Source organism: Pseudomonas sp. BF-RE-21, from assembly GCF_019947305.1.
Lineage (GTDB): Bacteria > Pseudomonadota > Gammaproteobacteria > Pseudomonadales > Pseudomonadaceae > Aquipseudomonas > Aquipseudomonas migulae.
In genome coordinates this window covers 86,223-98,338 of record NZ_JAGYGF010000020.1, presented here as the reverse complement: position 1 = coordinate 98,338, position 12,116 = coordinate 86,223, and the positions used below count along the sequence as shown (strand labels likewise).

General features: G+C 60.8%; 13 protein-coding genes. 8 read left to right on the top strand and 5 right to left on the bottom strand.

Features of this window, described 5'->3' with window-relative positions; genetic code table 11:
- From KGB25_RS15590 to KGB25_RS15580, 3 genes are all read right to left on the bottom strand, one after another.
- Positions 1-828 (bottom strand): esterase/lipase family protein (locus KGB25_RS15590; RefSeq protein ID WP_223435584.1); only part of this gene is annotated, 828 nt, incomplete at its 3' end.
- A 108-nt stretch (positions 829-936) separates the two neighbouring features.
- The gene (locus tag KGB25_RS15585; RefSeq protein ID WP_008031171.1) at positions 937-1,242 is read right to left on the bottom strand and encodes a DMT family transporter; all 306 of its coding nucleotides are present in this window, start codon (positions 1,240-1,242) and stop codon (positions 937-939) included.
- On the bottom strand, positions 1,243-1,881 hold the full coding sequence (locus KGB25_RS15580; RefSeq protein ID WP_223435579.1) for an FMN-dependent NADH-azoreductase: 639 nt from the start codon (positions 1,879-1,881) through the stop codon (positions 1,243-1,245).
- Positions 1,882-1,989: 108 nt separating this feature from the next.
- Here KGB25_RS15580 and KGB25_RS15575 point away from each other — a divergent pair, with 108 nt between their 5' ends.
- Positions 1,990-2,952 (top strand): LysR substrate-binding domain-containing protein, encoded by a 963-nt coding sequence (locus KGB25_RS15575; protein ID WP_223435592.1) that lies wholly within the window; start codon positions 1,990-1,992, stop codon positions 2,950-2,952.
- A gap of 62 nt (positions 2,953-3,014) precedes the next feature.
- Here KGB25_RS15575 and KGB25_RS15570 read toward each other — a convergent pair whose 3' ends face one another.
- The gene (locus KGB25_RS15570; protein ID WP_223435577.1) at positions 3,015-5,090 is read right to left on the bottom strand and encodes an AsmA family protein; all 2,076 of its coding nucleotides are present in this window, start codon (positions 5,088-5,090) and stop codon (positions 3,015-3,017) included.
- A 388-nt stretch (positions 5,091-5,478) separates the two neighbouring features.
- On the opposite strand from KGB25_RS15570, the gene KGB25_RS15565 reads away from it, so the two are divergent.
- From KGB25_RS15565 to KGB25_RS15535, 7 genes are all read left to right on the top strand, one after another.
- On the top strand, positions 5,479-5,991 hold the full coding sequence (locus KGB25_RS15565; RefSeq protein ID WP_207284740.1) for a hypothetical protein: 513 nt from the start codon (positions 5,479-5,481) through the stop codon (positions 5,989-5,991).
- 157 nt (positions 5,992-6,148) lie between these two features.
- Entirely contained in the window at positions 6,149-6,781 is a 633-nt protein-coding gene (locus tag KGB25_RS15560; RefSeq protein WP_008035416.1) for a TetR family transcriptional regulator, read from the top strand.
- A 371-nt stretch (positions 6,782-7,152) separates the two neighbouring features.
- Complete coding sequence (gene ureE, locus KGB25_RS15555; RefSeq protein ID WP_207284739.1) at positions 7,153-7,653, top strand: urease accessory protein UreE; 501 nt, start codon at positions 7,153-7,155, stop codon at positions 7,651-7,653.
- Positions 7,650-8,324, top strand: a complete 675-nt coding sequence (locus KGB25_RS15550; RefSeq protein WP_223435575.1) for an urease accessory protein UreF — start codon at positions 7,650-7,652, stop codon at positions 8,322-8,324. The genes ureE and KGB25_RS15550 overlap by 4 nt, the downstream gene beginning before the upstream one ends.
- A 23-nt stretch (positions 8,325-8,347) precedes the next feature.
- Entirely contained in the window at positions 8,348-8,962 is a 615-nt protein-coding gene (gene ureG / locus KGB25_RS15545; RefSeq protein WP_008035409.1) for an urease accessory protein UreG, read from the top strand.
- 34 nt (positions 8,963-8,996) lie between these two features.
- Positions 8,997-9,569, top strand: a complete 573-nt coding sequence (locus KGB25_RS15540; RefSeq protein ID WP_192226939.1) for a HupE/UreJ family protein — start codon at positions 8,997-8,999, stop codon at positions 9,567-9,569.
- A gap of 130 nt (positions 9,570-9,699) precedes the next feature.
- Positions 9,700-10,827, top strand: coding sequence for an AGE family epimerase/isomerase (locus tag KGB25_RS15535; RefSeq protein ID WP_223435573.1), 1,128 nt, complete (start codon positions 9,700-9,702; stop codon positions 10,825-10,827).
- Positions 10,828-10,914: 87 nt separating this feature from the next.
- Here KGB25_RS15535 and KGB25_RS15530 read toward each other — a convergent pair whose 3' ends face one another.
- Positions 10,915-11,679, bottom strand: a complete 765-nt coding sequence (locus tag KGB25_RS15530) for an SDR family oxidoreductase (RefSeq protein ID WP_008035394.1) — start codon at positions 11,677-11,679, stop codon at positions 10,915-10,917.
- Positions 11,680-12,116 lie beyond the last annotated feature (437 nt).

Below are 12,116 nucleotides of genomic sequence, written 5' to 3'. Positions count from 1 at the left end.
CTTCCCCACCCACCCCAACGATTGGTTGACGATGTCAAAGTGATCCAGCGGATACTCATCGCCAATCACCGTGCCCAGATGCGAGCTGTAACGCCCGACCATCCCGTCGCAATGCCCGACTTCATGCACGAAGGTTTTGGCAAACAGCCGACAACTGCGGTTGGTCCCGTCGAACAGATTGCGCCCGCGATCGGTCTTGCCTGGCTGCAACGTGCCGGACCACGAGTAATAGCGCACGCCGTTGACCTCTTCCGGCCCGTGCCCGCCCCATGTTTCAGGCAAGCCCTGTGGATAACGTTGGTTAAACAACGCCACACCCGCCGTCGTCAGCGACTCATGGGACGCGTGGATGTCCACCGGCAGCTTCGGCCCGCGATAACCCGTCTCCAGCAAACTCATCAACGCACCGATGATCCGAAGAAAAAACGCCAGCAGCCGCCCCCTCGCGCTGTCCGCCGGGTAATGTTTGTGCAAGTAGTCCGCCAGTTCCGAGCCGTGATTGGGGCCTGCCACCGAGGTCACGGAAGCCACGCGATCCGGGCGTTTGGCGGCGGCGTAACGGGCGGTCAGTGAGCCTTGGCTGTGGCCGATCAGGTTGACCTTCTCGGCACCGGTTTCGCGCAGGATTTCATCGATCCGCGCCAGCAATTGTTCACCGCGCACTTCAGTCGAGTGCAGCGGCGACACCTGAACCGCAATCACCGTCGCCCCTCCCTGGCGCAACGCCGCCACGATCCCGTACCAGTACGGATAAAGCACCAGACGGATAAACCCGAGCATTCCCGGGACCAGCACCAACGGATAACGCGTGGCAGAACCTTGCGACATGGGCAAACGTCCTTGTGATCGGTGAGGTGACGCAAGGCTGAATACAAGACATCAGCCCAGCATCGACATCGAATGTGACAGCTCGACGACCAGTCTATGACATCCGCTCTATTTCAGCCCCGCCACCCCCGCCACGATCAATCCGACCGATACCAGTTTGACCGCCGTCAGGCTTTCGCCGAGCAACGCAAACCCGAGAAACACCGTGCCCAGCGAACCGATGGCGGTCCAGATCGGGTAAGCGATGCTCACCGGCAATTCGCGCATTGCCAGGGTCAGGAAGTAAATCCCGCCCACCGCCGCCACTACCGTGATCAGCGACGGCCAGAGCCGGGTGAAGCCTTCGGCATACTTCATGCCCATGGCGAAGGTGACTTCGAACCCGGCGGCAATCAGCAAAAACACCCAGGCCATCTAGAACTCCCTGGCCAGCGTCAGCAAACGCTGCTCGGCCTCAGCGACGGAGATCTCGAAGGTGCGCTCGGCGGATTCTTCCCCCTCGGCGGCCACGACGGTCACGTCGGTAATGCCGATAAACCCCAGCGCCGTGCGCAACAGCGTATCGGCATGGTTCAAGGCTTCCAGTTCACCACCGGGACCGAAACCGAACCCGCCACGGCTGGTAACGATCAGCGCTTTCTTGCCGTGCACCAACGGCTCGTATTGCGCGACACCATTGTCCAGCGTGTGATTGAAGGTCAGCCCGAGCCGCACGATTTGATCGATCCACGCCTTGAGGCCGCTGGGCACGCTGAAGTTGTGCATCGGCGTGGAAATCAGCAGCAGATCGTGGCCCAGCAACTCGGCGACCAGTTCATCGCTGAACGCGAGGTCGGCCTGCATCGTCAGCGGCCGCGCCTCGGGCTCGGGGTAAAACGCGGCGGCCACAAACGCTTCGTTGACCGGAGGAATCAACGCCCGTCCGACTTCGCGACGAGTCAGTTGCGCTTGCGGATGGCGGGCCTGCCAGGCGCCGAGAAACACTTCGGCCAGGCGACGGGAGTGGGAACGTTCGCCCCGTGGGCTGGCGTGAATGGCAAGAATTGTGTTCATCTGAATCTCCTGAGGACTAAACTCAAACGGCGTGTGGCATGCAGCTTGTGCCCACGACCGTCTCGTCTCAAATGAGCAAAAATCAGCTTGGATGAATTAATTTCATCCATGGAGTGTTCAATGTTTGCCTCGCTGCCACTGACCGCCCTGCGCGCGTTCGAATCCGCCTCACGCCTGCTGAGTTTCAAGGCTGCCGCCGAAGAATTGTCGGTGACGCCAACGGCGGTTTCTCATCAGATCCGCTCGCTGGAAACCTGGCTCGGCGTGCCGCTGTTCGAGCGACTGCCACGGCAAGTGCGCCTGACCGAATGCGGCGAGCGTCTGTTCCACAGCCTGCACGGCGCTTTTCTGGAAGTGGCGCAAAGCGTCGACACCTTGCGCCCGCAACGCAGCGGCACCAGCCTGACAATCTCCACCACCGCCGCTTTTGCCGCCTTGTGGCTGGTACCGCGACTGGGGCGTTTTTACGCCCGGCATCCGAACATCAGCGTGCGGCTGGACACCCATTGCGAAGTCATCGATTTGCATCAGGACGCCAGCGTCGATCTGGTGGTGCGCTATAGCCTCGATGACTACCCGAACCTTTATGGCCTGTGCCTGTTCGATGAATCGTTCGGCGTTTATGGCTCGCCGGAACAGGTTGCACAGGCCAGCATCCGCGCACCGACGTTGATCAGCGTGCGTTGGCACAACTCGAAGCTGTACGCCCATGGCTGGGAAGCGTGGTGCTCGCAGTCTGCAGAAACCTGGCTGACGGCAAACCCGGCGGTCCGCGAATACGACGAAGAGCATTACGCGCTGCAAGCAGCGATCGCCGGACAAGGCCTGGTGCTGGCGAGCAATATTCTGGTGTCCGAGAGCGTGGCCAGTGGTTTGTTGGTGGCTTACCGGAGTGAAATCCAGGTGAGTGGCGCCGGTTACAGCGCGCTGTGCGTACCGGGTCGTGAACGCCATCCGCCAGTGCGGGCGTTTTTTGCGTGGTTGCAGGAGGAAGCCCGATTGTCCGGCCTGTTGCCAAGGTCGCCAATCACATCAAACTTTTCGCCGCGCTTGTCACTCACACCGGAGTAGCGATCACTTCCCTGTGGCCGACATCCTGAAAGATTTGTAGCGCCTGTCAGACCGTCATCGGTTTATTTGGTGGGCTTAACGGTGACGGGTGCCTTGCCCGCCTTCATCTGCTCCAGCAACGGCGCACACTGATTCGGCTCACCCCCACTCGGCGCCACCAGCGCCAGCAACCCCGCCGCCGGTGCCGCAATCACGCCCAAGACAACCATCCCCGCCCCGCGCAATATCAGCGGCACCGCCTTCACGCCCGCATCCGGCTTGATGAACTTGCCCCGCACGTACAGCGGCGAACGCAGGGAAATCAGGCGCCAGCCCTTGGATTCCGGGGTGATGGTCAGGTCCAGTTGCTCAGTCGCCATGTTCGCCGTGCCATCGATGTAGATGATCGCGTTCTCGGTATCGAAGACAAACAACCGAGTGGTGGCCAGGCCGGTCTTGATGTCGAAGTCGGCCGCAGCGCAATTGATCTTCACTTCTTTGTCGCCAAAGATTTTGCCGACCACGTAGTTACCAACATTCAGCCCGGCCAGCTCCATCAACTCGCGGCTGATGGCACCGTCGTTGATCAGCATCTTCAGATTGCCATTGGCCGTGCCCAGCAACTTGGCCACCGAGTTGCCGTGACCACTGATGTCGGCATCGCCATTGAGCTCGCCGAAACTGGTCTTCATCGGTTCAAAGGTCGGGAACAGCTGCTTGAGCTTGAAACCGCGCCCGGTCAGCTTGGCGTTGCCTTCCAGCGGCTCGGTGCGACCGTTCAGGCGAATCTGCGCATCCAGTTTGCCGCCGGCCACGCCGAAACGCAGGGGTTCGAGGCTGAGCACGCCATCGGTCAGCACCAGGTGCGTGTAGAGATCGTTGAACGGCAGTTTTTCACTGTGGACGATGCGCTTGCCGGTGAATTCGACGTCGGCGTCCATGTCGCGCCAGCGCTCGGTCTTGAACTCTTCGACCGGTAACACCTTGTCCGCCGGCTGCTTGCTTTCGCCGCCGCGGGCCTTTTGCTTGGCGTTGGAGTCGGCGCCGATCAAGGGCGCAAGGTCGGTAAACAAGAGTTGATTGGAGAGCAGCGAACCGCTGAGTTTCGGCCGAGGCTGACTGGCGACATAGGCCAGGCTGCCATGGATGTCGCTCTCGCCGATCTTGCCGTTGAACGCTTCGTAATGGAACACCGCGCCGCCCGGCTCATGCAGCTTGGCGATCAAGTGGCCGTCGGTGGCGTAGGGCGGTGTATCCGGCAGGGTCACGCCGGTCAGCGGATAGAGGTTGCCCAGGCTGCTGCCGGCCAGTTTCAGCCGCAGGTCCAGCGCACCAAGGTTGAGTGGGTCGGTCAGCGTACCGGCGAGCTCGACGCTGGTGTCGGCAATCTTGACCTGGGCCTGAAGCGGGAACGGCCGGGCCGAATCCTGCAAGGCCAGCAGGCCGCCGATCTTGCCTTCGCCCGCCAGTTTCTGGCCGTGGTATTGGCCTTTGACCTTCAGTGAAAACGCGTAATTCTGAGGAGCCGCGCCCTTCTCCTGCGCAGTTTTCGCGGCTTTTTCACCGACGATGTCGCTGAACGGGATCGGTTTGCCAAGCGGGTCGATGATCAGGTCGAGCTGCGTTTTCAGGCTCTGGTCGTCGAGGGTGACATGGCCTTTGTCGAAACCAATCGCGCCGATGTCGACCACCCAACTGGAAGGTTTGGCGTTCGGGTTTTTCGGGTCGAGCTTGAAGGTCCAGTTGGCGCGGCCATCGGCCAGGCGCTGGAGGTCTGCGTTTGGTTCGGTCAAGTCAATGCGCGGGATCGTCACCCGTTGCGCCAACAGAGCCAGCGGCGAAATGCGCAGCTCGACGCGTTTGAGCGTGGCCATTTGCGGTTGCTTCGACCAGTCCGGGTTGCCGAGGCTCAGGTCCTGCGCCACCACATGCGGCCACGGCACCCAGGCGCGCCACCCACCTTCGTCAAGCTCACGCTGCCAGACCACCGCGAGGTTGCCATTGATGGCAAACGGTCGATGCAGCTCTTCGGAGACTTTGGCGTTGAGGGTCGGTTTGATCCGGTTCCAATCGAAGAACGCGATGATCAGAACCAGTATCGCCAGTAACACAACCAGGCTGGCAAAGGTCCAGGCAAGAATTTTCGGGGTGCGCGTCATTGCACAGGGCTCCTGAATACGACTGAGCGCCCTGACCGCGACGCGCGTGTGAAACCCCAGGCCAGAACCGGCCTGGCATGAAGCCTAGGACTGGGAAACGGCGCGCAGGTTTAATCGAAATGCGGCTTAACGTTCAAATAATCGGTCGGGGACACCCTGCACTCGAAATCCGGCGTTACCGACCCCGCACTTTTGTGCGACGCACGTGAGTAGAAAATACCCACATCAGTGCGAAAACATCCGCCGGAAAGGCCCGGTCTAGAGCCTTCGCACGGAACAATCAATTCTGTTGATTATTACCATTGCGTTTATGAACTTTTATATCGACTTATCGAGAGTAGCATTGGCCTCGTACCCACTTTGCCGCCCTCCCACGGAGCACATGATCATGAAACGCCAACTACTGTTTAGCCTTACCCTCTCCATGCTGGCCAGCACCGCTTTCGCCCTGCCAGCCGCTGACCAGGCCACCCCACAAGTGAAAGACAGCCACTCGGTGTTCAGTCAAACCGTTGCCGAAGGTGGTAATGATCGCCTGAAAGAAAAAGGCCTGATCACTCAAGATGGTTCGGACCGCACTCCACAAGGTCAAACCCTGGCCGCTGACGGTTCCGATCGCACCCCACAAGGCCAAACCCTGGCTGCCGACGGTTCCGATCGCACCCCACAAGGTCAAACCCTGGCTGCTGACGGTTCCGACCGCACTCCACAAGGCCAAACCCTGGCTGCTGACGGTTCCGACCGCACTCCACAAGGCCAAACCCTGGCTGCTGATGGTTCCGACCGCACTCCACAAGGCCAAACCCTGGCTGCCGACGGTTCCGACCGTACCCCACAAGGCCAAACCCTGGCTGAAGGTGGTGGTGACCGCGTAATCGAACGCAACAGCGCTGTGAGCTAAGCCCATGGCGGCCTTGAAAAAAAGCCCAATCCACGGATTGGGCTTTTGACTTTATAGAAGCCACGCATTCCCTCGCATCACTCCCGATAGTCGTTCGACGCCGGCAAAGCCGATTTGCTAGAGTGCGCCGCTGTCTTGTCCAGAAAACACCCTTGCGATGCTGCCCCGCGCCGAACAGAAACAACAAACCCGCAATGCCTTGATGGACGCTGCCCGCCATTTGATGGAGTGCGGCCGAGGATTCGGCAGCCTGAGCCTGCGCGAAGTGGCGAAAACCGCGGGCATCGTCCCCACCGGTTTCTACCGGCATTTCGCCGACATGGATGAACTGGGCCTGGTGCTGGTGAGCGAAGTCGGACAAACCTTCCGCGAAACCATCCGCCTGGTGCGTCACAACGAGTTCGTCATGGGCGGCATCATCGATGCCTCGGTGCGGATTTTTCTCGACGTGGTGTCGGCCAATCGTTCGCAATTCCTGTTTCTGGCCCGCGAGCAGTACGGCGGTTCGCTACCGGTGCGCCTGGCCATCGGTCGCTTGCGCGAAGACATCAGCTCGGACCTTGCGGCCGATTTGTCGCTGATGCCAAAGCTGCAACACCTGGACATCGCCGGTCTGAGTGTCATGGCCGATCTCATCGTCAAAAGCGTGTTTGCGACCCTGCCGGAAATCATTGATCCGCCGGCCGAGGCGTTGCCCGCGCATTTGACACCGCAGGCGAAAATCACTCAGCAGCTGCGCTTTATCTTTATCGGCCTCAAGCACTGGCAAGGCCTGGGCAGCACGGAATAACCCTCCTGCACGCCGATCCCCTGTAGGAGCCGGCTTGCTGGCGATTCAGACAACACGGTGCATCTGAACCACCACCTCCCTTGTAGGAGCTGGCTTGCCAGCGATGGCGCCCTTCAGCCAATAAAGATGTCGTCTGGCCGACCGCTATCGCCGGCAAGCCGGCTCCTACAAGGTTGGGTGGTGAATGCGGGATCGCGAACAATCTGGAGCACACCCTGCGCCGTCATTTGGTGCGCCTTTCCCAGCCTCGCACCAAATTGCCGCAACAAACTGAAACGCCCTCCATGCGCCGACAGGCATTTCCTACACTTGCGCCGATTGGCAAGCCCCTTGCTCTAGCCTGACTATTGTCCATAGCTGGAAGCTTTCCGATGCTGGTGATTCATCGCAGAATCGAGCCTCAACCCGTCTGGGCCGCCGAGTTGCACCTGACCTTCGAAGCCCGGAGCAAAAGCCGTTTGCGCTGTTTCAGTGCCGAGGGTGAAGACGTCGGGTTGTTTTTGGAGCGCGGTCAGTCGCCCCTCACTGATGGCGAATGCCTACAGGCTGAAGACGGTCGCATCGTCCGCGTCTGCGCCCGCCCCGAACAACTGCTGCACGTCACCTGCGCCAATGCATTCGAACTGACCCGCGCGGCCTATCACCTGGGCAATCGCCACGTCGCCCTGCAAGTCGGTGATGGCTGGTTGCGCCTGCTCGACGACTACGTGCTCAAGGCCATGCTCGAACAACTTGAAGCCAAGGTCGAAAACATCGAAGCGCCGTTCCAGCCGGAACACGGCGCCTATGGCGGTGGCCATCACCACTCGCGGCATGGCGACGAAGACTTCAACTACCCGCCGAAACTGCATCAGTTCGGCGTACGCCAATGAACCCGGCCTGGGCGCTGTTGCGCCTGGCCAGTCCGCAATTGCCGATTGGCGGCTACAGCTATTCCCAAGGTCTGGAAATGGCGGTGGATAACGGCCGGGTAAGTGATTCAGACAGCGCCCGTCGCTGGATCAGCGATCAATTGCTGCTGAACCTGGCACGCTTCGAGGCGCCCCTGCTGCTCGCCCATTGCGTGGCCGCCGCCGCAGAAAACTGGGCCGAACTGCTGCAACGCTGCGAAGAACACCGCGCCAGCCGGGAAACCCGCGAGTTGCATCAGGAGAGCCGACAAATGGGCTATTCCTTACAGCAACTGCTCAACGGTTTGCCGGAACTCGACGTACCGGCCCGCGCCTTTCTCGAACAACGCCCCGAACCGCACCTGGCCCTCGGCTGGGCGCTGGCCGCACGCGCCTGGCACATCAGCCCGCAAGACGCGCTGGCCGCATGGCTCTGGAGCTGGCTGGAAAACCAGTTGGCGGTGCTGATGAAAACCCTGCCGCTGGGCCAGCAAGCCGCGCAACGACTGACCAGTGAACTGCTGCCGCTGCTGCAACAAGCCCAGCAGGACGCCACCCGAATCAACCCCGACCACTATGGCAGCGCCGCTTTCGGCCTGTCCCTGGCGTGCATGGCCCATGAGCGCCAGTACAGCCGTCTGTTCCGTTCCTAGGGCCTGTTATTTTGGAGAATCACATGAACACACAACCTCTGCGCGTCGGCATCGGCGGCCCGGTCGGTTCCGGCAAAACCGCCCTGACGCTGGCCCTGTGCCTGGCGCTGCGCGAGCGCTACAACCTGGCGGTCGTGACCAACGACATCTACACCCGCGAAGACGCCGATTTTCTGGTACGCAACCAGGCCCTGGCGCCGGAACGGATCATCGGCGTGGAAACCGGCGGCTGCCCGCACACGGCAATCCGCGAAGATGCCTCGATCAACCTCGAAGCCGTGGATCAACTGAACCGACGCTTTCCGGGGCTGGACCTGATTCTGGTGGAGTCCGGAGGCGACAACCTTTCAGCCACGTTCAGCCCGGAATTGTCCGACCTGACGATTTACGTAATCGACGTCTCGGCGGGCGACAAACTGCCGCGCAAGGGTGGGCCGGGGATCTGCAAATCCGACCTGCTGGTGATCAACAAAGTCGACCTCGCACCGCTGGTAGGCGCGTCGCTTTCGATGATGGACAGCGACACGAAGCGCATGCGCAACGGCAAACCGTTTGTCTTCAGCAACCAGAAAACCGGGCTGGGCCTGGAAGAAATCATCGCTTTCATCGAGCGCCAGGGCTTGCTGACCGCAGCCTGATTACGATCAAACTTATCAACAAGGAAGCTTATCCATGACACTTAAACGCATCCTGGGCGCCATGGCCCTGCTGCTGACTCCGGCCATCGCCTTCGCCCACCCCGGTCACGGCGACAATGGCTTGATCGCCGGCATCAGCCACCCGATCGGCGGCCTCGATCACTTGCTGGCGATGGTTGCCGTCGGGCTGTGGGCGGCACAGCAGAAAGGCGCTGCACGCTGGGCGCTGCCGTGCACGTTCGTTGGCACCATGCTGATCGGCGGCCTGCTTGGTTTTGAAGGGCTGAACCTGCCAGCGCTGGAAAGCGGGATTGCGGCGTCGGTACTGGCGCTGGGGCTGGCGGTGGCGCTGGCGGTACGTCCGCCACTGAGCGTGGCGGTGGGTGCGACGGCGTTGTTTGCGTTGTTCCATGGCGTGGCGCATGGGCTGGAATTGCCGGACATGTCGAGCCCTTGGGCCTATGCCGCAGGGTTTGTGGCGGCAACGGCGGCGTTGCATGCGGCGGGTTATGCGCTGGTTCGCGTGTTGCCGCAAGCAGCGGCGCCGCTGGTTCGTCTGGCGGGCGCGGCTTCGGCAGCGACCGGGGTGTGGTTGTTGGCGGGTTGATTTGGTTTTGCCGGTAATAGCCTCTTCCTGTAGGAGCGAGGCTTGCCCGCGAAGGCGGCCTGACAGACACCACATCTCTCAGGCCTGATAACATGTCGCGCATTCGACCCTGCCGTGACGACGCCAGCCAATGCCTCATGCTCCCCGCTCCGCTTCCCAGCCTGAATTGACCGCTCTGTTTGCCGCGGTGCAACAGCATTTCCAGGACGTGATCGTGCCCCTCTGGCAAGGCCCCGGCTGGAATGCCGAACTGGCGCTGCCCTACGAAGCACTGGATGCCGAGCATCATCCCTTGCCACCGCAACGCTACCGGGCCATGGCCTGCGCGCGGCAGTTGTATCTGTTTTCCAGCCTGATCGGCCAGGTGCCGGGCGCGAAAGAGCGTGCGGCTGCGTTGTTCCGCTCGTTGCAGCAACATTTCCACGATGCCGAACACGGTGGCTGGTTCTACAGCATCGACCCGCAGGGCGCGCCGCTGGATCAGCGCAAAGATCTCTACACCCACGCCTTCATCCTCTTCGCCTGCGCCCATTACTGGGAGAAGGTTCGCGAACCGCTGGTGGAGTCGGTGCTCAACGCGGTGCTGGAAGTGCTTGATCAGCGCTTCAGTTCGGGCGATGGCTTGTACGAAGCCTGCCTTGAGCGTGATTGGTCGTTGCTGAACACCGGGCCGCTGCAAAACCCGCTGATGCACCTCGCCGAAGCGTTTCTTGCCACGCTATCCGTGCGTGAAGACCCCGCCGTGCAGCGTGCGCTCGTCGAGTTATGCACAGCCATGCAACAACGCTTTATCGATCCGCAACACAGTGTGTTGATGGAAAAACCGCTGGGGTCTGTGGATAACTGGTTTGAACCGGGACACCAGTTCGAATGGTATTTCCTGCTGGAGTCTTCGCCGTTGTTGCGCGGTTCGAAACTGCACGCCTCAGTGGAGCGCGCCTTTGCGTTCACCGAGCAACTGGGCGTCGATCAATCGAGTGGCGCCGTGCGCGCGATGCTCACGCTCGACGGGCATTCGAAAGATGCCACCCAACGCATCTGGGCTCAGGCTGAATACTTGCGTGCGTTGACGCTGCGCCCGGACAGCGGGGCATCGGTACTGCACCAATTGCAGGCGCTGCAACAGCGTTCTCTGCATGCGCGTGGCTGGTATGAGTGTCGTGACGAGAATGGTGAAGTGAGTCGGCAGGATATGCCGTCTACCACGCCTTATCATTTGGCGACCTGCTATGGCGGGTTGGCCGACTATCTTCGTTAACTGAAAGATCGCTATCGCCGGCAAGCCGGCTCCTACAAAGGTGAACCTGTAGGAGCCGGCTTGCCGGCGATTGGCCGTTACGCGGTCTTACCCCTTGTTACGCTCAATCGCAAACCCGGCCCACGTCTGGCTCACCGGCATCAACTCGAGGCTGTTGATGTTGATGTGCGCTGGCGCATTGAGCACCCAGAAAATGGTCTCGGCGATGTCTTGCGGCTGGATCGCCTCGGCACCGGCGTAGGTCGCGTTGTAACGCTCCTGGTCACCGGCAAAGCGCACCAGCGAGAACTCACTCTCACACAGGCCCGGCTCGATGTTGCTGACGCGAACGCCCGTGCCTTGCAGGTCGCAGCGCAGGTTCAGGGAGAACTGTTTGACGAAGGCCTTGCTCGCGCCATACACGTGACTGCCCGGATACGGGTAGTTGCCGGCAATGGAGCCGAGGTTGATGATGCCGGCGCCACGGCCATGGGCGATCAAACGCGGCAACAGCAGGCGAGTGCTGTACATCAGGCCCTTGATGTTGGTGTCGACCATGGTGTCCCAATCATCAAGATCACACTTCGGCGCCGGATCCACGCCGAGCGCCAGGCCAGCGTTGTTGATCAACCCGCGCAGCTTGGCGAAGGATGGTGGCAGGTTGGCGATCGCCTCCTCCATGGCCTTGCGATCACGCACGTCGAGCACCAGGGCATGGACCTCGGTCTGCTTCGACAACTCGGCGCACAAGGCATTGAGGCGCTCTTCACGACGACCTGTCAGCACCAGTTTCCAGCCAGCCTCGGCAAAACGACGGGCACAGGCTTCGCCAAAACCGGAAGTCGCGCCGGTAATAAACAGGGTGTTGGACATCGTGTTCTCCTTGCTTCGGCCGACGGGCCGCCATTGGATTAGAAAATCAGCTGGCAGCATGCCCGGCCTTGCCGACAGCGGCAACTATCAGAAAATCTGTACGAAAAACAACCAACGCGAGCAACGCCATATACACCGTGGCCTGTAGCTATGTACGCGCACGTTATCCACAGGCCGGTCCACAGTTTCCGGGGGCAAGTGAAAAAGCTGGAAGCCGCTGTGCACAAGGCTTTGCGGGCAGATCATAAAGTTTTTCGCTTGACCCTGAAGTGCTGGCTGTGTAGCCCAAGGCGTTTTGCACGATTGACCGGGTTTGCCAACGATGGCGCCAAGCCAGTAACTACGGCCCTTAGCCGAGTCTTTCCAGAGTTTAACCACAGACTTATCCACAGGCTTCCCTCGTGTGTTTCAGGCCTCTTTCGCAATCAATAAAAAGG